Below are 21,256 nucleotides of genomic sequence, written 5' to 3'. Positions count from 1 at the left end.
CGTCAGCGATCAGAATTCGCTGACAGGTAATGTTTACGAAGAGGTATTCCGTCAGAAAAAGGCTTTCGCCTGATAAAAGAAAAGGCCGCATAAGCGGCCTTCAACTCGATCACGATAAGCGATTACTCAGTGACTTTCTTTTTCAGATCGCTGGCGCCTTCTTTGGTCTTATTCCAGCCTTTTTCAGTGCCTTCTTTGGTTGCATCCCAACCTTTTTCGGTACCTTCTTTGGTCTTATGCCAGGTTTTCTGCGTGCCTTCGCTGATTTTGCTGGTGGTGTCGTGGCTTTTGCCTTCCGCCGCGTGTTCAGACTTCAGCTTCAGCTCTTTGCCTTCATTCTGGGTCTGGTGCAGTTTCTCTTTTGCCGTGTTGGCGCCTTCGTTAGCGGCGGCTACGGTGTCGTCCGTTGCGTGTGTGGCGGCAAAAACAGGAGAAGCCAGCAGCAGGGCAGAAAGTGCAATAATCGTTTTTTTCATGATTTCCTCACCAAACATTGATCCGTTGTGTAGTTAAGCATGGCACGGCAAATGACGCCCCGCCTTAGGAATAACCTGTATTTGAGCATAGCTGAAGCGGGCGATTTTGCTGCTTTACCGGTGGAATGGCGGTTAAAAAGCGCTTACGCAGGGATAAACAGAAGGATTGCAGCAGCGAGAAAGCGGCGCCGGATACTGACGAACAAAAAAGTATCCGTCCGGCAGGGCCGAACGGAAAGAGGGCGGTATCATATCGATCAGGCGGCACGTACCTGCGGCATGGCGATATCGGCGCTGATGCGGGTTCCCTCGGCATCAAACACCATGCAGTGATGGGGGTAAAACCCAGGCTGTAGATGTTGATAAGGGCGGAAATGCACGTCGCCCGGCAGCAGCATCTTGAAGCCGTCGTGGCCGTGGCCCTGGCCAAACAGATAAGTATTGTTGCCAAGCCGTTCAACCACTTCGCAATGGAAATTGAGATGCAGCGGCGCGTCGCCGCCAATCTGCAGCTGCTCTGGACGAATGCCCAGCGTAATGGCGTCGCCCGGCTGCAGCTGGCGCACCGGCGGCGGCAGCTGTAGCGTATGCTCGCCCTCATTGATACTGGCGATCAGTCCGCCGGTGCCGCACTGCTGCACGCGCGCCGGCAGAAAATTCATTTTCGGCGAGCCGATAAAGCCCGCCACAAAGCGGTTTACCGGATTATAGTAGAGCGCCATCGGCGATCCGACCTGTTCCACCTTGCCGTAGTTCATTACCACGATCTTATCCGCCAGCGTCATCGCCTCGATCTGGTCGTGGGTGACATAGACCATGGTGGTTTTCAGTTCCTGATGCAGTTTGGCAATGTGCAGCCGCATATCGACGCGCAGTTCCGCGTCCAGGTTCGAGAGCGGCTCATCGAACATAAACACGCGTGGGTTGCGCACGATAGCGCGACCGATAGCGACGCGCTGGCGCTGCCCGCCGGAGAGCTGCTTCGGTTTACGGTCGAGAAGGTGGGCAAGCTGCAGCGTTTTCGACACCATCTCAACCTGATGCTGAACCTGCGCTTTCGGCACGCCGTTAACCTTCAGGCCGTAGCCGATATTCTCCGCCACCGTCATATGCGGATAGAGCGCATAGGACTGAAAGACCATCGCCACGCCGCGATGAGCGGGCGCAACGTCATTCATCACCTCATCGCCAATTAAAATCTCGCCGTCGCTGATCTCCTCCAGTCCGGCAATCAGCCGCAGCAGGGTGGATTTACCGCAGCCGGAAGGGCCGACAAAAACGGCAAACTCGCCCGCCTCAATATCAAGCTCGATATTTTTCAGCGTTTCTGTTTTTCCAAAGCGTTTGGTGACGTTTCTCAGTCTGATGCTGGACATGCGGATCCTCATGGCGAAAAGGTTTGGCTGTGGAAGTATGTAGTACGTATAACAATTACGAGCACTTCACGTCAGCCCTGATGGTGCCTGCTTTGACTATAACGCCGCCCTGATGCACGCCCTATCGCTGTTGTTGATTTCTGTAATACCGATCACACATTGATGCGAAGGGGCTGGAGCACGACGGAAGTTACGCGTAGCTTAAGCCCACAATGCGATACGTCGTTCCTGCTTTATAGATTGTGAAAGTCGAGTAAAACCGCGAACTGCGCACATGATTTCAGCATCTTTTAGTTTGAAATGTCATACCTTCACATGGGGTCTTTAATGAGAATCAAAACTGGCGTTACGCTTCTTCTGTCAGCCCTGATGCTGAATCAGGCGGCCTGGGCCGCACCACAGCTCACCGTCTGGGAAGATATTAAAAAATCGGACGGCATCAAAACGGCGATCGTCGATTTTCAAAAGCAATTTAACGTTGAGGTGAAGGTGCAGGAAATGCCGTTCGCCCAGCAGATCGAAAAATTACGGCTTGATGGCCCGGCCGGCATCGGCCCGGACGTGCTGGTGATCCCTAACGATCAGCTTGGCAGCGCGGTAGTGCAGGGGCTGCTGGCACCGCTGAACGTCGCGGCGGCAGAGCAGGCGGCCTACACGCCATCGGCCATGGCGGCATTTGTGCACGATAAGGTGGTTTACGGCATCCCGAAGGCTGTGGAAACGCTGGTGCTGATTTACAACAAGGATCTGCTGCCGTCACCGCTGAAATCGCTGGATGAATATCGCGCTTTCTCTCAGAAGCAGCGCGCGGCGCAGCAATACGGCCTGCTGGCGAAGTTCGACCAGCTTTACTACAGCTGGGGCGTTATGTCGCCAATGGGCGCTTACATCTTTGGCAAAGACGGCAAGGGCGCGCTCGCGACCCAGGATGTCGGGTTAAACACGCCCGGCAGCGTTGAAGCGGTGACTTACCTCAAGCGCTTCTTCAGCGAAGGGCTGTTGCCGAGCGGCATTATGGGCGACAACGGCCTGAATGCCATCGACTCACTGTTTACCGAGAAAAAAGCCGCGGCGGTTATCAACGGGCCGTGGGCCTTCCAGCCTTATCAGGCGGCGGGCATCAACTATGGCGTAACGCCGCTGCCGCTGCTGCCCAACGGCAAGCCGATGAGCTCGTTCTTGGGCGTAAAAGGCTATGTGGTGTCGACCTGGAGTAAAGATCGGGCGCTGGCGCAGAAGTTCATCACTTTTATCAACCAGCCGCAGTATGCGAAAGAACGCTATCAGAAGACGCAGGAGATCCCGCCGGTGACCGCGCTGATGAACGATCCGATCATCAAAAACGATGAGAAAGCGAATGCGGTAGCGGTGCAGGCGACCCGCGCCTCCGCGATGCCGGGCGTGCCGGAGATGCAGGAAGTCTGGGGCCCGGCCAATGCCGCGCTGGAGCTGAGCGTTTCCGGCAAGCAGGAACCGAAGGCCGCGCTGGATAACGCCGTGAAGCAAATTTCAATGCAGATCGAAGCGATGCAGGCCAGTAACCAGTAATGCAGGTTCGCGGGGCAACCCGCACAGGATAAGGATCCGGGTGTGACTATTTCTTCCGATGAAAAGCTGGCGATGCCTAAGCGTCCGCGTCGCCATGCGACGACCGGCGCGCTGCTGGCGCTGCTGCCTGGCTGCGGCCAGTTTTACCACCGCCAGTGGGCCAAAGGGCTCTGCTTTCTGGTTTTGCTGTGCAGCTTTACCGGCGTCTTCCACGATTTTCTCCGCGAGGGGCTGTGGGGGCTTTATACGCTGGGCGAAGAGGTGCCGCGCGATAACTCGATCTTTCTGCTGGCGGAGGGCATTATCAGCGTGCTTATCGTTGCCTTTGGGGTGGCTATTTGGGCGCTGTCGGTGCGCGATGCCTGGCTTAACGGCGCAAAGCGCGATAACCATCAGCCGCTGAACAGCGTGCGCCAGCAGTATCAGCTGCTGCTGCGTGACGGCTTTCCCTACCTGATGATTTCGCCCGGCTTTATCCTGCTGGTGTTTGTGGTGGTGTTTCCGATCCTGTTTGGTTTCGCCATCGCCTTCACCAACTATAACCTCTATCACACGCCGCCGGCGAAGCTGGTGGACTGGGTCGGCTTCAAAAACTTCGTTAATATTTTCACCCTGTCGATCTGGCGCTCCACTTTCCTGGACGTGCTGCAGTGGACGGTGGTGTGGACGCTGCTGGCCACCACGCTACAGTGTAGCGTCGGCGTCATGCTGGCGATCCTGGTCAACCAGAAAGACCTGCGCTTTAAACCGCTTATCCGCACTATTTTTATCCTGCCGTGGGCGGTGCCGGGCTTTGTCACTATTTTGGTGTTTGCCGGTATGTTCAACGACAGCTTTGGCGTGATCAACAATGCCATTCTCCATTTCTTTGGGATTGCGCCGAAGGCGTGGATGACCGATCCCTTCTGGAGTAAAACCGCGCTGATCCTGATGCAGACCTGGCTCGGCTTTCCGTTTGTCTTCGCCATGACCACCGGCGTATTGCAGGCGATCCCCGACGATCTCTACGAGGCGGCGATCATGGACGGCGCCAGCGCGTGGACGCGGCTGAAAACCATCACGCTGCCGCTGGTGCTCTACGCCATTGCGCCGATCATCATCACCCAGTACACCTTCAACTTTAATAATTTCAACATTATCTACCTGTTTAACAACGGCGGGCCGGCGGTAGCGGGATCGAACGCTGGCGGGACCGATATCCTGGTGTCATGGATCTACAAGCTCACCATGTCGTCGTCGCAGTACGCTATCGCCGCCACCATCACTATTTTGCTGTCGATTTTCGTGGTGGGCCTTGCGCTGTGGCAGTTCCGCGCAACCCGATCGTTTAAACAAGATGAGATGGCGTAAGGAAGCAATTATGGCGAAGTCCGTGAGTATTAAACGCGAAAAATGGGTGCGCCTGTCGTTGACCTGGCTGGTGGTGTTAGCGGTCTCGACCATTATTATTTATCCGCTGATCTGGACGGTAGGCGCGTCGCTGAACGCCGGCAATAGCCTGCTCAGCAGCTCGATTATCCCGGAAAACGCCTCGTTGCAGCACTATCGCAACCTGTTCAACGGCACCGTGCCTTACCTGACCTGGTACTGGAACTCGATGAAAATCAGCTTCCTGACCATGGTGTTGACCCTGCTCAGCGTCAGCTGTACGGCCTATGCCTTTTCGCGCTTTCGCTTCAAAGGACGGCAAAACGGGCTGATGCTGTTTCTGCTGCTGCAGATGATCCCGCAATTTTCCGCGCTAATCGCTATTTTCGTGCTGTCGCAGCTGCTGGGGCTGATTAACAGCCATATTGCGCTGGTGCTGATTTACGTGGGCGGCATGATCCCGATGAACACTTATCTGATGAAGGGCTATCTCGATTCTATCCCTAAAGATCTGGATGAATCGGCACGCATGGACGGCGCGGGCAACTTCCGTATCTTTGTGGAGATTATTATGCCGCTGTCGAAGCCGATCCTGGCGGTGGTGGCGCTGTTCTCCTTCACCGGGCCGCTGGGCGATTTTATTCTGTCCAGCACCATCCTGCGTACCCCCGAGCAATTTACGCTGCCGATTGGCCTTTATAACCTGGTGTCGCAAAAGATGGGCGCCAGCTATACCACCTACGCGGCAGGCGCGGTGCTGATTGCGCTGCCGGTCGCCGTCTTTTATCTGGCACTGCAGAAATACTTCGTCTCTGGCCTGACCTCAGGCGGCACCAAAGGATAAATCATGACACCAAAAACCTTACTTCTCGCCCTGGCGCTGGCCTGGGCGACACCGCTGCTCGCCGCCGATCCGGCACCTGTCGCCGCCGCCGGGCCGTGGCCAGCGGATTTTGTGAAGGGTGCGGATATCTCTTCGCTGGCGGAACTGGAGCGGCAGGGCGCGAAATTCTATAACGCGGCCAATCAGCAGCAGGATGCCATTGCCATCCTGAAAGCCAACGGCATCAATACCGTTCGTCTACGGCTGTGGGTCGATCCCCGCGACGGCAGCGGCCATACCTACGGCGGCGGCGGCAACGATCTGCCGACCACATTGGCGCTGTCGAAACGCGTAAAAGCCGCGGGCCTGAAGCTGCTGCTCGACATTCATTACAGCGATTTCTGGACCGATCCCGGCAAGCAGTTCAAGCCAAAAGCCTGGCAGTCGTTGCCTTTCCCGCAGCTGGAAACTGCGGTGCATGACTATACGCGCGACGCCATCGCCCGCTTTAAGGCGGAAGGCGTAATGCCGGATATCGTGCAGATCGGCAACGAGCTGAACGGCGGCATGCTCTGGCCGGAGGGCAAAAGCTGGGGGCAGAACGGCGGCGAGTTCGATCGGCTGGCGGCCCTGCTGAAAGCGGGCATCAGCGGCCTGCGCGAAAACCTCAGCGATCCGCAGCAGGTGAAGATCATGCTGCATCTGGCCGAAGGCACCAAAAACGACATGTTCCGCTGGTGGTTTGATGAAATCGTCAAGCGCCAGGTGCCGTTCGATATTATCGGCCTGTCGATGTACACCTACTGGAACGGCCCGATTAGCGCGCTGAAAGTCAATATGGACGACATCAGCCAGCGCTATAACAAAGACGTAATGGTGGTGGAGGCCGCCTATGGCTACACGCTGGAAAACTGCGATAGCGCCGAAAACAGCTTCCAGGCTAAAGAGGAACAGGCGGGCGGCTATCCCGGCACGGTGGCCGGTCAGGCGGCCTGGCTGCACGATCTAATCAAAGCGGTGCTGGCGGTGCCGAACCATCGCGGCAAAGGCGTGGTGTACTGGGAGCCGGCCTGGATCCCGGCGCCGGGCAATACCTGGGCGACGCCAGCCGGGATGAAGTATATCCACGACGAGTGGAAACAGGGTAACGCCCGCGAAAATCAGGCGTTGTTTGACTGTCACGGCAAGGCGCTGCCTTCGCTACAGGTTTTTCATTAATCCATTGGCGCTATCGCTGATATTTCTGACACCTCAAAGGAACAGGTATGAATAAATTTCCCCCGCTCAGCGCCAGGGTCAACGCGCTGCTGCACGGCGCTGACTACAACCCGGAACAGTGGGCTCACCAGCCGGGTATCATTGATGATGATGTAGCGATGATGAAGCAGGCACGCTGTAACGTGATGTCCGTCGGCATTTTCAGCTGGGCGAAGCTGGAGCCGGAGGAGGGACGCTACGATTTCGCCTGGCTGGACAACGTGCTGGACAAGCTGCACCAGCAGGGCATTTCGGTGTTCCTCGCCACGCCCAGCGGCGCGCGTCCGGCCTGGATGTCGCAGAAATACCCGCAGGTGCTGCGTGTTGGACGCGATCGCGTGCCCGCGCTGCATGGCGGCCGACATAATCACTGTATGACCTCGCCGGTTTACCGCCAGAAAGTGCGGGCGATGAATGAACAGCTGGCCGCGCGTTATGCGCACCATCCGGCGGTGATAGGCTGGCACATTTCCAATGAGTACGGCGGCGAATGCCATTGCGATCGCTGCCAGGAAGCTTTTCGCGGCTGGCTGCAGCACCGTTACGAAACGCTGGAAAATCTTAATCACGCCTGGTGGAGCGATTTCTGGAGCCACACCTACAGCGACTGGTCGCAGGTTGTCTCGCCGGCTCCGCAGGGCGAAGTCTCGATCCATGGCCTGAACCTCGACTGGCGGCGGTTTATGACCGATCAGGTCACCGACTTCTGTCGTGAAGAGATCAAACCGCTGAAGGCGGCGAACCCGGCGCTACCGGCAACCACCAACTTTATGGAGTACTTTTACGATTACGACTACTGGAAGCTGGCGCAGGCGCTTGATTTCATCTCATGGGACAGCTATCCCATGTGGCACAACGACAAGGATGAAACCGCGCTCGCCTGCTATACCGCGATGTATCACGACCTGATGCGTACCCTGAAGCAGGGCAAACCCTTTGTGCTGATGGAGTCGACGCCGAGCGCCACCAACTGGCAGCCAACCAGCAAGCTTAAAAAGCCGGGTATGCATATCCTTTCCTCGCTCCAGGCGGTGGCGCATGGCGCGGACTCGGTGCAGTACTTTCAGTGGCGCAAAAGCCGCGGTTCGGTTGAAAAATTCCATGGCGCAGTGATCGACCACGTCGGCCATCTCGATACCCGCACCGGGCGTGAAGTCAGCGAGCTGGGCCGGATGCTGGCGGCGATGACGCCGGTAGTCGGCAGCCGGACTGAAGCCAAAGTGGCGATCGTCTTTGACTGGGAAAGCCGTTGGGCAATGGACAATGCCCAGGGGCCGCGCAATCTGGGCCTGCATTATGAGCGCACCGTCAACGAACACTATCGCGCGTTCTGGGAGCAGGGCGTGGCGGTGGATGTGATTAACGGCGACAGCGATTTCAGCGGCTATGCGCTGGTGATAGCGCCCATGCTCTATATGGTGCGCGACGGCTTTGCCGGGCGTGTGCAGCAGCATCTGGAGCAGGGCGGCCACTTTGTTGCCAGCTACTGGAGCGGCATCGTCAATGAAAGCGATCTCTGCTATCCCGGCGGATTTCCAGGCCCGCTGCGGCCGCTGCTGGGTATCTGGGCGGAAGAGATCGATAGCCTGACGGATGAAGAGTTCAACGGCGTGCGCGGCGTGCGCGGCAACGAGCTTGGCCTGAGCGGGCCTTATCAGGCACGCGAGCTTTGCGAGCATATCCATCTGGAAGGCGCTACGGCGCTGGCCAGCTATGAGAGCGACTTCTACGCCGGTACGCCTGCCGTCACCGTTAACCGCGTTGGCCAGGGCAAAGCCTGGTATATCGCATCGCGTAACGATCTGGCGTTCCATCGTGACTTCTACGGCGCGCTGATTAAACAGCTGGCGCTGCCGCGCGCGCTGGCGATCGATCTGCCGCCAGGCGTCACGGCCCAGCGGCGCACCGATGGCGAACGTGCCTTTATCTTTCTGCAGAATTTTAGCGGCCAAACGCATCATCTACAGCTACCGGCGGGGCTTGAGGATTTAATTGACGGCACGCCGCTGGCCGGGCCGCTGACGCTGGTGCCGTGGGGCTGCCGCGTTTTGTGCGCGCCGCTGGCTTGATGGAGCGGTAAGCGTTGTCAGTAAGACGGCGGGCAGCAGCCCGCCTTTTTTTTCTCTGAAGGAGAGCAGCATGGTGAGTCTGAAATCGTTTAAACACTACTTCAGTCGACAGGCATTGCCGACTGAGGCCGCCCCGGCCGACAGCGCTTTGCTGGATCGGCTGATGAACTGCTTTGGCGGGCGCGACAATATCCGGCAGGTAGACGCCTGTTTAACGCGGCTACGCGTAACGGTGAAATCACTGGCGGTGGTAGATTCTGCGGGGTTGCAGGAGGCGGGAGCGATTGGCGTGGTTATTCTTGGGCATGAAGTTCATGCGATTTTCGGTACGCAGTCCGATCGTCTGCGTCAGCTGCTGGAGGCGCGCTTCTTTCAGCCGGGATAAAAAAAAAGGATAACCGGCGACGGTTATCCAAAATAAGCCTCTGTATAAGAGGCTAATAATAATGACAATGAGGATAGTGCGCGTTTACCACCAGGCTTCGACCTGCACGCCGAAGTTCCAGGTATCGTTACTGGTGTTGTCCTGGAAGCTGTGGCCGTTTTCAGAGTCATTCAGGTAAGAGGCAAACACGCGCAGTTCAGGGCGCGACATAAACTCCGAACCGGCGGCCAGCGCTAAAGCCAGGGTGTATTTCTGTCCGGCCTGTTTGTAGTCGCCACCGACTTTATTCTCATCTTTCTGCCAGAAACTGCCCACTTCACCGATGCCGCGCACATACTGCGTAAACTGGTACTGACCACGGCCCACCAGCGACAGCAGCGTACTTTTATTGGTCAGGGCGGTAACGTCATCGGCCGATCCCCAGGTGAAGACCTGATTCAGCGAAAACTTATCGGTGATCGGCAGCAGGCCGGTGTTGATCACGCGGTAGCCTTTGGCATTGCTGGTGTCGTTCCACATGTCATACCAGCCGCCGCCCTGGGAGATCATGTTTTGCGCCAGCCCTTTATCCGCATATTGCAGCACCAGTTTCTGATAGCCGCCCCAGAGATCCTGACTGATTTCGCCTGTTACCATCACGCCGTTTTCAGCGTCGTACAGGCCGCCATACTCTTCCTGTTTTTTGGTGGTGTTAGGAATGGCGTAATCAATACCAAACTCGGTCCACGCGCCGCTCCAGGGTTTCCAGCCGGCATAACGAAGATCGAGGTAGTTAATATTTACGTCGTTGTCGTCATCCACGCGGTAGTCCACGTCATTGGCATCGCCACGGATCCAGGCGAAGGAGATGGCGCCGGGGCCGAGCGTATAGTTTTCAATACCGGCGCCGGAACCGGAAATATTCCAGTATTTGGTATCGATGATCTGTAAATCGTGGCGCTGGTAATAGCGTTTACCGCCCCAGATCACCGCATTTTTGTCGCCAGGCATCAGCCCCTTGATCTGCAGATTAAGCTGACGCAGGCCAAACTGCGCATCGTCGCCGAAAGTGGTTTCGTTGTCGTTGGAGCCGTCGGAAAACATGCTGACCATGGTGTCGACGTAGAAGCTGACGTCATCCTGTTTATAGACTTCGCTGCCCAGCTCAACCTCGCCATAGGTATCCGCTTCGTTGCCCAGACGGCCAATCTTGTTTTTCTGCCACTCTTCCATGCCGCCATCCTGAGACACGCCTACGCCACCGCGCAGGTAGCCATGGAAATCAATGTTGTCGATCGCCGCATAAAGTGTAGGGGAGGTCAGGACTGCAGCGAGCGCCACAGCAGCAGTGCGAAGCCTTGTATTCATGTTACCCTCAGTTTAATTGTAATACGTTCACATACGGCGGCAGTAAACGCCTTTCCCCCAGAGGGTGACAATTCAAATCGCAATAATATGTGACATACTGCAAATAAAAGGGCGCATTTTGTAACGATTGGTGAAACAGATCACTTAATTCTGTATGTGAAGGTATAACTTTTTTGTTGTTTTATTGCAGTGTGATAACGGTAACCTGACCTGAAGTTACGTTATGATACTATTCCGCCACTGGTTAACAGGGATGCGAGTTATGAAATCAAAAAATGCCACCTTAGAGGACGTTGCCCGCCATGCTGGCGTGTCGTATCAGACGGTTTCGCGGGTTTTGAATAAGTCGGCAAACGTCTCGGAAGCAACGCGGCGCAAGGTGGAGGCCGCCATTGAAACTCTGCGCTACGTGCCTAACAGACTGGCGCAGCAGCTGGTCGGTAAGCAAAGCACGACGCTGGGACTGGTGACCACCTCGCTGGCGCTGCACGCGCCTTCACAGGTGGCCGCGGCGGTAAAACGCTACGCCAATGCCGCTGACTATCAGGTGCTGATCGCCATGATTGATGAGAACGTCAATCAAAGTTTGCAGGATTGTATCAATGAGCTGAAGTCGCAGCGGGTGGATAAGGTCATTATCAACGTGCCGCTGGAGAGCGAAGATGCCGAGCGGATCGTGCTGGAGAACGAAGATATCCTGTGCCTGTTTCTGGATGTCGATCCCTACACGTCGGTGTTTAACGTTTCGTTTAACCCGGCGGACGGCACCCGCGCCAGCGTCAAATATCTTTATGAGCAGGGGCACCGTGATTTTGCGCTGCTGGCCGGGCCTGAACAGTCGGTTTCCGCCAGGCTGCGTCTGAAAAGCTGGCTGGAGACGCTGGCCAGCTATGGCCTGGAGCCGGTCAGCATCCGCCATGGTAACTGGGACGCGCAGAGCGGCTATAACGGCATCCTGCAGCTGCTGCGTGAAGCGCCTGACTTCAGCGCGCTGTTGGTAGGCAACGATCAGATGGCGCTCGGCGTATTAAGCGCGCTTCATCAGCGCGGCGTGGCGGTACCCGGACAGATTTCCGTTATTGGCTACGATGACACTTATGAAAGCGCGTTTTTCCATCCGGCTCTGACCACGGTTTCGTTGGATCTTGACCTACAGGGAAAAGAAGCGGTAGCGCGTATTCTGTTGGCCAGCGATCTCGATCGGCAACGCTCGTCATCAATCCTGCCGGCGAAGCTGGTGGTGCGCAGCTCTACCGGTGCGGCCGATCAAAAGCAGCAAAATTTAAAGCAGCTTGCCGAACAGCTGCGCCTGATTGCCAGCCAGCTGGAGTAGGTAACCGGCGAGTGGATCCTGCCAGAACGCGCTGCTGAAAGCAGGCCTGTGTAATTCGGGCCTTAGCGAAGCTGGCTGATGGATAAGCACAAAGCCCTTTTCGCGCGCTTTTTAATGGCGGGGCGAATGAGCGAAACCGCCGGATTTTACTGTCGCTGGATTTAACAGGTCACTCAAGGCTGTCGTCATGGTAGAGAATGCAATCATACCCGGCGCATATCAAAGCAGGGCATTCATGTCGTGAAAGGCGCAATATCAGTGAGGCGGCGGCAAGGCATTGCCGCTTTTCTCCGTCTGGATAGACTCCTGAGTATTTGCTACTTCCGCTTTGCTGGTGCAAGCCGGGCAGGGCGGATGATTTTATTGCTGCCTCTACGCGAGAGAGGCAGACCTAATCAGATGTAACTTTTATAATGTCGCCATTAAGGTCTAAGCGATAATTATCGCCATCATACACAGTGAACATTAAACCCATATTTCTACTTTTATCTACAGAAAAGATAGCGTCCTTTTCGATGCAGTTTATTTTTTTTTATATCATTAAAACAGAGTCTGTCATATTTTCCTTCTTCCTTATACCCTTTCCCAAACAACCAGAAGGTGACATAAAAATAGCCATTTGAATCAGGTTTTGGAATGGCATATTTATCTTTTAACATATTCTGGTTTTTTAACCACCATTTAATTTTCCCTTTATCAGTCGGTGGAAAACTAGTGACCAGCACATCACTGAAACCACTACTTCTGTGATGAATAGCGACAATCTCTACTGGACGCAGAGACAACCAAAACCAGTAGACAAGCAGCACCAAGCCAGCCAGAAAGAGCGAAGCTATAGTTCTCCTATTTTTCACTCTCATTTGTGAGCTCCCTTAATTTCTATTGTGGCTTCCATATTGGTCATAAATGGCTTAAAGCCAAACTGGTTGTATCGCTGGAGCACGAACCAGATACGGAAAAAATGGAACTGGCTGAATTTTTTCTTCAGTATATCGTCACTGTCGAGGCCAAAGTGATCCTGAACTTTGTAATGCACCACTGCGCGAAAGTGATCGTTATAAATATACAGTGATTTTATGGTGATACGCGTTGCCCAGGTATCATGAACAGTGATACCCATGCCATTAAAATCATCCTGGAAACGGTCAAATTTAGGGAGTTTCCCGCCGAGGATTATTTCTTTTAATTTATCTTTTCTTTTTCTGGGTAATGTTTTTTATGCCAATCGATATTTTTTTTAATAACTTCATGCAGTCTTAGGCGAGTGCTATTTTTTGATTTGTCATTAAGAATATGCTCCTTTAAAGCTGTGTCCAGTGATATATCATGGAAAGGCGTACCGTTGCCGTTTTGCATATGGGTGATCATCTTTTCGATCAGGTGGCTGTACGGCCCATAAATGGAAAAATTACGGGATAACGAGCGGAACTCATCAAACAGCATCATGGCGCACTGCTGCCGACTAATTTTCTCCCCGGCTCCGCGCCGATTGCAACAGAACATGGATTGAGGCCGATCCATTGAGGAACGCCGGGTCAGCATGTAAGGATCAACACGGTCAGAGATATAGTCCAGCCGGTAATGGGATTTCAGTTGTGCTTCAGTCAGATCGCCACAGCGCATATCCTCAGCGCCATAGTCATCCATCCGGTTTTGAGTTTTGAATATAGTGCAGGGATACTGTAGAGCCGCCATCATGATACTTTCCTTGTGTCATTGTCCGGTGTAGTGTTCATAGGGGATAATACGCGGTGACTGGCAGTGATGTAAATCTTCAATTATTACTGCCTGTAATCTTTTACAGCGCTCGTGCTGAGGACGAACCGCTAAGGTCTGATTTATCAAAACGCCATTTGGCAATTTTCTAATTTTCGGGATCTTCTGCCCTTTATGTTTTTAAATGGTTTTTGTGAATTTAACTTTGAGTAGTATACCAATACCGTTTCGTCTACGGATTTTCAACCGGTCGATAGTTAGTATCCAGGCATAGACCATTACACGGGTTGTCTTTCGCTATAGCAGGTTAAAGCTATCAAAGTTAGTGACGCGATTCCTTAATATGAAAGAGTAATTGTTAAACTAATTCTTTGAAGACTCTAAGAAAAAATCTTAGGGAAAAGTATTCATCCTGTTCACTTTTTAATTTTCGTGATTTATTATCAGTAAGTTAAATGGTAATTAATTAGGCGGAAATTCTTTGCCATTCTTCATCCGAAGGTGAACATCATTCGCCGCTCGAGGTAAAGTCGGCCTGGCCAGTATGGTGCCGACTGAGCAATGCACACTGTGTTGACCTGCTGCTTCTGCTGGTGCGAATAGTCGACTGGAGGATTTTCCGGGAAGCACTTTCCTCGATGAAAATCAGTTGGGTACAGACGCAGAAAATAATTACATCAATGAAATTTATACCGAAATAGTGATTTCCGGCGACAATTTCTATCCGGCCCTGAACAGGAGAAGCACAATGCATAAGGTCTCGAATCTACTGGTTTTTATCGGCCTTGTTAGCTTTGCAATAGCTTTGGCCGTGAACCTCTATGGCAGCTATGCCGTCAGTCATGTCAACAGCGCGCCGCTGTTCTCTACTAACTGGTGGGCGCGCTGGTTCCCGATTTATGCCTCGGGCATTGCGCTACTTTTTATTGGTCTGGTATTGCGTCTGACCGGTCGCGCGCGTTAAGCAATAATGAGCGCATCTTAGCTGGACGTCTTGCTGAGTGCCGCATGCCAGCAGGCGCCTGGCGCACGAATTGAGGCGGACTGGCGACAGGCGAGAGGAGGCCAGTTTAGCCTGGCGCATCACCAGCGTTGCTGCCTGCTGCGAACATGGCAATATAGTGCATTTTCCCCTTGTTCTTACGTAGCCGGGTTTACCTGGCGGTTAATGATATCTGCCAGCCGGATACAGGCGACGTGACCGGATTGATGAATGAATTATCAGCAGTGATGGACTTTGCGTTTGCCGCAGAGTCAGCGGAAGGTGAGGTGGCCTTGCTAAAACTGAACGACGTGCAGATTAGCTGGCTAGCCGTTACCGATAGCTATCGTTTGGTTCATCAGCAGCAAATTACTGATTTTGATCACGCCGGCAAGCTGGCTCAGGCTATCTCCGGGCTATTGTTAAACTGGATGCGCTGTCGTTTTCACTATTGGTCGCCCGCTACTGAGGCTGCCGGAAGCGCTTAGGGCGTGGACTACGGTAGAGAGAATGGCTGAGCGGGTTTAAGTGGAGCGATTACAGAGGTTATCGCTGATGTATAGCGGTTAATGCGGAAAGGTCTGGGCACAACGCCGCTGAAGGGTACAAAAAAGCCCGTAGAGTTTGTGCCATATGGGCTCTCAGATCTTTGTCGGATGGGCTGGCGGAATCTGAATTTTCTCGGCAACGTTATTTATATGATTTAATAAATTCAATTTTGATGAGTATAGCTGAGCGTATGCCAAGAGCGTTTCGTCTTGCAGCTTTGTCGCCTGTTCTGGTGATAAAGAAAAGCGCCCAGAGACTGCACTAACAGCTACCGTCAGCCCTGGCCGGAGCAGGGTTAGCGGAGATATTGATGTATTTCCTTAATCCTGCTGGGCGGCTTACACCGCGAGGATCGGAGAACGGCAGTTTAAGCGTGGGGGATTCCGATACTTTTACTGTCCATATGGTATCACCAATAAAGCGGAAGCTTGCGGAGCGGGGCGAAACCTCCAAATTTTCAAAGTGACCTGAAGTATAAGCGCCTCCGATAGTCAGTTCTTCCACTACGCCTTTAGAAAGATCCAGTAGCAGGATCGTCAGCATTTCTTCAAAGATGACGTCATCCGTCACGAATAAAAGATAGCGACGCGCATCGACTTTTATCGCAGCCTCAAGCACTTGGCCAGGAATAATAATTCCTGTTGAGTTGTCTTCAATCAGCACTTCAGACCGGGCCTGGGTGGTATCTGTTGCCTGATTCACTTCCGATAAAGATAGTGTCGTAATTTCTTCCATCTCTATTTCCACCAGTTGCCCATTTCCCATGCCGCTAAAGCACCGCCCACAAATCCGCCTAATAGCACGCATACGGGCGCGCCAGGCCCACACATTAAACCAGCAATAGCACCGCTGGGTCGAATGCTGTCAGGCATCATGGGATGCTAATGGTCTCTGGCCTCCATAAACGACAGATAGGCATGATACAGGTATCGTCTCGGATTCATCGGCCGGATATTGGCATTGCCGATAAAAAGGCCAGTTGGCGTTCTGAGCAGCGTCAGGTAGCCGTAGAAGTCGACCAGCGGGTCGGCGCTGCTCTTGATTTCCAGCGCTTCCTCAGGCGACTGCTGCGCCTGCAACAGCTCGCGGGCATCATCAGGTCGGGTGAAGCGCTGCATCAGGTGGCGCACGATAACCGCCAGCTCACGGGCAATCTTTTCCAGCTGTTTTGGATCACGTTCGTTCGCCAGTATCACGTCCGGGAAGGGCAGGATGACCCGGCAACGCGACACGCCGCCGCTATGGTCGCTGAAGCGCATCGGGTTGTTGTTTACCGCCCGTATCACCGCCGGGATGTGAGTTGAATAGGCGTCGCGGTATTTCGGGTCAATCGCCACGGCATCGCCGCCGGTAATCGCCTTGATGCCCGCGCCGTCACCGCTCCATTTTTCCTGATCCGGCAGGATAATCAGCGAGTAGCCAACCATGCTTGCATGTTCTCTCGAAGATTCCAGCGTGTAGATGGTCGCCGCCGTGGTATTGTCCTCTCTGGCCAGCAATTGCGGCCATCTCGCTTGTATCGGTGCGCGACTAATCCAGGACACAAAAAAGCCCGCAAAACTTTCGCTTTGCGGGCTTTAAGGACTTCATCGAATGGTTCTGGTAGCCATCGACAAAGAATTTGGTGGAGCTGGCTCTAAGTGCCACCAAATACTAACTTTCTGATTCTTTGGGAAATGTAGAGGGAATCAATGTCACAGCAGTATGTCACAAAGTCGAACCTTGCTTCAAGGCTCATAGTACTGTTTCTATAAACAGTGTTTTCTATGATCTGCATCACGATTAGTCCTTGCAATAATGTTGTTATCGATTTTTTTCTGCAATACTATATGTAGTTGTAATTGTCCTTAGGCTGTCAATATATTGTATTTCTCTTGGGGTGTTCTATGACTATTAATAAAAAACAATCCTCACCTAAGCTCGCCTCTCAAGCAGCGAAAGCTCTACAAGATGAAAACTCATCTGAAATTAAGAAGAAGCTTGCTGCTTCTGTTGTCGCACAAGCCCGGACTGGTAAGCAAACGGGTGCTGAGATGGAGACAGTTGCTTCCGATGTTATGAAAAGTTCAAAGTATAGCGAGGAAACCAAAAGCTATGCTGCGTCATTGTTGTCGCAGTCGAATAAACCTCGTTAAGTTCAGCTAAAGGAATCGATAAGTGGCAAGGACTGAAGAGGAGCGAGCTCAGGCAACATCAATTTTCGCAACTTACAAAGCTGAAGTTGATAAGCGTGAGCTTTCTAATACTGACAATTATGATAAGAACATCCTGACGTTATCATCTGCTGGCCTTGCCATCTCATTAACTGTCTTTAAAGATATAGCCCCTCATAATCAAACGGCACATATTTGGTTGCTTTACTCTGCATGGGTATTATTTGGATGTGCAATATTATCGACAATATTCAGTTTCTTGATTAGTAATGCAGCACTGAAGGCTCAGTTAGAAATAGCTCATAAATATTACATCGAAGAAGATGAAAGTGTTTTTGGAAAGGTAAGCCTCGAATCACAGGCTTTGGATTGGGTGAATAGATTTTCAGGTGGTTTTTTTGTTTTAGCTATAATCTCGGTCATTACATTTGGTGTGATCAACTTTGATAGAAGAACGGAGGTTAGCAAAAGCGATATGGTTAATAAAACGCAGCAAATTAATAACGATGGGTTGCCACCACCAATGATGCAAAGAGTACCTGTTGATAAAGGTGCTACGGTCCCCCTCATGCAACCAGTAACACAAAGAAATCAGAAAGATGTAACCGTAAACGGTACTCCTTCACCTACAACATCTACTGATTCTGCCAAAAACTAAATTAACGTCAGGAGCTAACTTGAGCGATAAGTCTAAGATAGTGCAATCAGTTTCAGCCATGATGGAAGGAGCCCCTATTCCCGCCATGCAGCGTGTATTTGTAGGAAATGGTGCAAATGTTCCTCAGATGCAGGCGATCCCTACCGCCCCAGCTTCGCAACAAACAACAGGAGGGACTGCTCAGCCACCTTCCACAACTTCGTCCAATAGCCGTGAATAAATAAGGAGCCTAGTAATGAGTTCGAATAATTACAAAGCAGTTCGCATTGGAGATGGTGCCATATCACCTATGATGGTTAAAGTATCAAACTCTAACATTGAGAAACATGGTGCCACGATGCCGAAAATGCAGCCAGTTCCCAGTCAATCATCAGGTAGTGCTCCCTCAGCCACTAAAACAACAAATAATAAACAGTAGGCAAATCATCAATACGAGCCTTTGCATTGAAGTAAAGGCTTGTCATCACACATATATCTTAGCCTCGAAGTTTGGTTTGAGTTGTTCATAATGAGATGACCCTGACCCCGAATATGATCCAGTCATAATCAGGAATAACCGGCTTCATGTTGGTTGTGTATTCTGGCAACCGGCAGACTTCTCAGCAAATTCTGACGGGGTCATCCAGCCCAGCGCAGAATGGGGACGACTCTGGTTATAGTGTATGCGCCAGGCCTCGATTTTGCACCGTGCATCCTCCAGAGACATAAACCAGTTCTCGTTCAGGCATTCCTGCCGTAACCTGCCGTTGAAAGACTCGACCGTAGCGTTGTCCGTAGGTGTCCCAGGGCGTGAGAAGTCGATCCTTATCCCTCTTTCATACACTCACCTGTCCAGCATTTTTCCTGCAAATTCAGAACCATTATCGGTTTTCAGCAACTGCGGCAAAGGACGCCTGAGCGCTATGCTGTTCAGCATTTCTGCCACTTCTGTTGAACGCAGATTCTGCCCCACGCAGATCCCCAGGCATTCGCGGGTGTAAAGGTCGATAACCGTCAGCAGGCGCAATCGTCGCCCGTCAAACAGCGCATCCGAGACAAAATCCATGCCCCAGACGTGATTCGGATACAGCCCCTGAGGTTGCGGCTGCCGGCGCTGCGCGGATTTATTGCGCCGTGGACGTTTGAGACGCAGTGACAGCCCCTGTTCGCTGTAAAGCCGGTAGATCCGTTTGTGGTTATCGCGCCAGCCTTCCCGCCTGAGCATCACGTGTACCCGGCGATATCCGTAGTGAATTCGCGTTTCAGTGATCTCACGAATACGCAGACGCAGTGCGCTGTCGTCGGCGGCCACAGAACGATATCGAAACGAGCTGCGGCTGACCCGCAGCGCAAAACAGACCTGTCTCTCACTGGCACCGTAGCGGGCTTGCAAATCCCTGCCCCATTCGCGCAGGCGTGCCAGCGTCAGCTCTTTTTTGCCAGCACGTCCTGCAGCATCGCCTTGTCGAGGCTAAGATCGGCAACCAGCCTCTTCAGCCGCAGATTTTCCTCTTCCAGTTGCCGCATATGCTTCAGCTCCGAAGGAGAAATGCCGCCGTATTTTTTACGCCACGTATAGAAAGTGGCATCCGAAATGCCCAGCTTGCGACAGACGTCCGGCACTGACGTACCCAGTTCAGCCTGCTTCAGGGCAAAAACAATCTGCTCTTCGGTGAATCGTGACTTTTTCATTGGCACATCCTCCGTTCAGGGGAGTCATTATCATGCCGGAATTCAGTTTCTGAATGGAGCAGGATTTCGGGTCAGGGTCAGCCACCGCTGAGTGATTTCATCATTTCCAGAATAGCGAGAGCTCCATCAGACAATGGAATCGTATGCTCCCGGTTCATCTTCATTCGAGCTGCAAGAATTTCCCATTCGTTAGCATCAAAATCGATCTCATCCCATCGAGCCTCAGCAGGGCGGGTGATGGTGAGAAGTTGCTACATGAACAGGCATCTTGTAGACAAGCTGATACTAGCCGTACGCATAGTCTGCATTAGCTGTGGGAGTTGATCCGGGCGGATACTTGGCATATTTTTCTTTTGCGGATTCTCGGATGCTTTCCCGATGTTTACGCTGGGAACTGCATCAATCAGGCCCGTGTTCTGCGCATAAATCATGATTTCGTTAATACGCTGACACAGACGGCGAACAATCTCTAATGCTCCTCTGGTCTGAACCGGCTGAACTGCTTTAACGAGAGTATGAGCTTTAATTTCAGTGACACTGATATCACCGATTGCTGGGAAAACATCTCTCTCAAGTGAGCGCCAGATATCGTCGGCATAGTCTTCTATTACGCTGGCTTTCTTCACATTCCACCAACGTTCGGCAACTAACAGGAAAGTGTTAGTTTTGGCCTCTTGAGAATTCCTCACCTGTTTCTTCTGATGTTCTTGAAGATCAATGTCTTTTGCCAATAAAACTCGAGATTCAGCTCTGAGTTTACGCGCATCAGAAAGCGAAACGGCAGGATAGGCTCCGAAGCTTTGTTTGGTTCGCTGCTTGGTCAGAGGCCGATAGTAACGGAACTGCCAGAGCTTACTACCGCTGGACTTGATTAGCAGAGTAAGCCCGTCGCCGTCATACAGCTGATAATCGGCATCTTTAGGTTTGGCGGCTTTGATTTCCGTATCGGTTAACGGCTTGGTTTTTCTTGCCATGGGGAGTCTTCATGCGTTCAGGCCCAACGAAAACAATAGAGCTTTTCGTTGGACCTATCAATGGGCCTAAAAGGTTCGGATTTAATTAGTTCTCTTCGGACTTCGCGCGACAAATCCAGGACACAAAAAAGCCCGCAAAGCTTTCGCTTTGCGGGCTTTCAGGACTTCATCGAATGGTTCTGGTAGCCATCGACCAAGAATTTGGTGGAGCTGGCGGGAGTTGAACCCGCGTCCGAAATTACTACACCGTCGGCACTACATGCTTAGTCCAGTCTTTACATTCGCCGGTTAGCTGCGAACGGACACGCTACTAACAAACTAGCCTGATTGGATTTAACGCTTCAACCCCAGGCAGGGCATCCACGCGATCTCTTTTGGGTTTGACCTCTCTTGATCCCCGTCCTAAGAGCGGAGGCTAGGGAGAGAGGGCTCTTAGCAGGTTATTAAGCTGCTAGGGCGTAGTTTTCGTCGTTTGCGACTATTTTTTTGCGGCTTTTAACGAGGCAAACCGCCCCTCGGCATGCTCCTAGGGCTTCGCAAATCCCGTCGAATCCAGAATCAGCCCCAAGTA

General features: G+C 52.7%; 16 protein-coding genes, 1 other RNA gene and 5 pseudogenes. 12 read left to right on the top strand and 10 right to left on the bottom strand.

Annotated features, from left to right (window positions below; genetic code table 11):
- Positions 1-122 precede the first annotated feature (122 nt).
- Both QCD69_RS15700 and QCD69_RS15695 read right to left on the bottom strand, forming a co-directional pair.
- On the bottom strand, positions 123-476 hold the full coding sequence (locus QCD69_RS15700; RefSeq protein WP_253459116.1) for a hypothetical protein: 354 nt from the start codon (positions 474-476) through the stop codon (positions 123-125).
- Between the two features lie 257 nt (positions 477-733).
- Entirely contained in the window at positions 734-1,852 is a 1,119-nt protein-coding gene (locus QCD69_RS15695; protein WP_253459119.1) for an ABC transporter ATP-binding protein, read from the bottom strand.
- A gap of 327 nt (positions 1,853-2,179) precedes the next feature.
- Here QCD69_RS15695 and QCD69_RS15690 point away from each other — a divergent pair, with 327 nt between their 5' ends.
- The 6 genes from QCD69_RS15690 (at position 2,180) to QCD69_RS15665 (ending at position 9,302) form a co-directional block, all read left to right on the top strand.
- Positions 2,180-3,400, top strand: coding sequence for an extracellular solute-binding protein (locus QCD69_RS15690; RefSeq protein ID WP_253459121.1), 1,221 nt, complete (start codon positions 2,180-2,182; stop codon positions 3,398-3,400).
- A gap of 72 nt (positions 3,401-3,472) precedes the next feature.
- Positions 3,473-4,750: a carbohydrate ABC transporter permease gene (locus QCD69_RS15685; protein WP_301289828.1), complete on the top strand. Its 1,278-nt coding sequence runs from the start codon at positions 3,473-3,475 to the stop codon at positions 4,748-4,750.
- A gap of 10 nt (positions 4,751-4,760) precedes the next feature.
- Complete coding sequence (locus QCD69_RS15680; protein WP_253459124.1) at positions 4,761-5,612, top strand: sugar ABC transporter permease; 852 nt, start codon at positions 4,761-4,763, stop codon at positions 5,610-5,612.
- A 3-nt stretch (positions 5,613-5,615) separates the two neighbouring features.
- Positions 5,616-6,809, top strand: a complete 1,194-nt coding sequence (locus QCD69_RS15675) for a glycosyl hydrolase 53 family protein (RefSeq protein WP_301252678.1) — start codon at positions 5,616-5,618, stop codon at positions 6,807-6,809.
- 47 nt (positions 6,810-6,856) lie between these two features.
- A complete protein-coding gene (locus tag QCD69_RS15670) occupies positions 6,857-8,917 on the top strand; it encodes a beta-galactosidase (RefSeq protein ID WP_253459128.1) in 2,061 nt (686 codons plus the stop codon).
- 70 nt (positions 8,918-8,987) lie between these two features.
- A complete protein-coding gene (locus tag QCD69_RS15665; protein WP_253459130.1) occupies positions 8,988-9,302 on the top strand; it encodes a glucose PTS transporter subunit EIIB in 315 nt (104 codons plus the stop codon).
- Between the two features lie 84 nt (positions 9,303-9,386).
- Here the strand turns inward: QCD69_RS15665 and QCD69_RS15660 are convergent, their stop codons facing one another.
- Positions 9,387-10,649, bottom strand: coding sequence for a maltoporin (locus tag QCD69_RS15660; RefSeq protein WP_301252676.1), 1,263 nt, complete (start codon positions 10,647-10,649; stop codon positions 9,387-9,389).
- A gap of 262 nt (positions 10,650-10,911) precedes the next feature.
- Between QCD69_RS15660 and QCD69_RS15655 the strand changes: the two genes are divergently transcribed.
- A complete protein-coding gene (locus tag QCD69_RS15655; RefSeq protein ID WP_253459135.1) occupies positions 10,912-11,982 on the top strand; it encodes a LacI family DNA-binding transcriptional regulator in 1,071 nt (356 codons plus the stop codon).
- A gap of 391 nt (positions 11,983-12,373) precedes the next feature.
- On the opposite strand, the pseudogene QCD69_RS15650 reads toward QCD69_RS15655, so the two are convergent.
- Together QCD69_RS15650 and QCD69_RS15645 are read right to left on the bottom strand one after the other, a co-directional pair.
- Positions 12,374-12,842 (bottom strand): annotated as a pseudogene (locus tag QCD69_RS15650) (DUF943 family protein).
- Positions 12,839-13,629: pseudogene (locus QCD69_RS15645) on the bottom strand (YPO3983 family protein). Before QCD69_RS15645 ends, QCD69_RS15650 begins: the two co-directional pseudogenes overlap by 4 nt.
- Before the next feature lie 817 nt (positions 13,630-14,446).
- Between QCD69_RS15645 and QCD69_RS15640 the strand changes: the two are divergent.
- Both QCD69_RS15640 and QCD69_RS15635 read left to right on the top strand, forming a co-directional pair.
- Positions 14,447-14,662: a hypothetical protein gene (locus QCD69_RS15640; protein WP_301252674.1), complete on the top strand. Its 216-nt coding sequence runs from the start codon at positions 14,447-14,449 to the stop codon at positions 14,660-14,662.
- 233 nt (positions 14,663-14,895) lie between these two features.
- Positions 14,896-15,168: a hypothetical protein gene (locus QCD69_RS15635; RefSeq protein WP_301252672.1), complete on the top strand. Its 273-nt coding sequence runs from the start codon at positions 14,896-14,898 to the stop codon at positions 15,166-15,168.
- A 322-nt stretch (positions 15,169-15,490) separates the two neighbouring features.
- Here QCD69_RS15635 and QCD69_RS15630 read toward each other — a convergent pair whose 3' ends face one another.
- Complete coding sequence (locus tag QCD69_RS15630; protein ID WP_301252670.1) at positions 15,491-15,964, bottom strand: hypothetical protein; 474 nt, start codon at positions 15,962-15,964, stop codon at positions 15,491-15,493.
- Positions 15,965-16,113: 149 nt separating this feature from the next.
- A pseudogene (locus QCD69_RS15625) lies at positions 16,114-16,734 on the bottom strand (primase-like DNA-binding domain-containing protein); the annotation flags it as partial.
- A gap of 381 nt (positions 16,735-17,115) precedes the next feature.
- Between QCD69_RS15625 and QCD69_RS15620 the strand changes: the two are divergent.
- The 3 genes from QCD69_RS15620 to QCD69_RS15610 all read left to right on the top strand — a co-directional run bounded on the left by QCD69_RS15620 (position 17,116) and on the right by QCD69_RS15610 (position 18,458).
- A complete protein-coding gene (locus QCD69_RS15620) occupies positions 17,116-17,364 on the top strand; it encodes a hypothetical protein (RefSeq protein WP_193132946.1) in 249 nt (82 codons plus the stop codon).
- Positions 17,365-17,386: 22 nt separating this feature from the next.
- The gene (locus QCD69_RS15615) at positions 17,387-18,040 is read left to right on the top strand and encodes a hypothetical protein (RefSeq protein WP_301252669.1); all 654 of its coding nucleotides are present in this window, start codon (positions 17,387-17,389) and stop codon (positions 18,038-18,040) included.
- A gap of 235 nt (positions 18,041-18,275) precedes the next feature.
- The gene (locus tag QCD69_RS15610; RefSeq protein ID WP_301252668.1) at positions 18,276-18,458 is read left to right on the top strand and encodes a hypothetical protein; all 183 of its coding nucleotides are present in this window, start codon (positions 18,276-18,278) and stop codon (positions 18,456-18,458) included.
- 144 nt (positions 18,459-18,602) lie between these two features.
- Here the strand turns inward: QCD69_RS15610 and QCD69_RS15605 are convergent.
- The 3 genes and pseudogenes from QCD69_RS15605 to ssrA form a co-directional block, all read right to left on the bottom strand.
- Positions 18,603-19,711: pseudogene (locus QCD69_RS15605) on the bottom strand (IS3 family transposase).
- Positions 19,712-19,791: 80 nt separating this feature from the next.
- Positions 19,792-20,685 (bottom strand): annotated as a pseudogene (locus QCD69_RS15600) (integrase domain-containing protein); the annotation flags it as partial.
- 202 nt (positions 20,686-20,887) lie between these two features.
- Positions 20,888-21,251, bottom strand: a transfer-messenger RNA (tmRNA) gene (ssrA, locus tag QCD69_RS15595).
- Between the last annotated feature and the right edge of the window lie 5 nt (positions 21,252-21,256).

Origin of the sequence: Erwinia sp. PsM31 (assembly GCF_030433775.1) — a bacterium.
GTDB classification, from domain to species: domain Bacteria; phylum Pseudomonadota; class Gammaproteobacteria; order Enterobacterales; family Enterobacteriaceae; genus Erwinia; species Erwinia aeris.
This window is presented reverse-complemented; position numbering and strand designations above follow the sequence as displayed.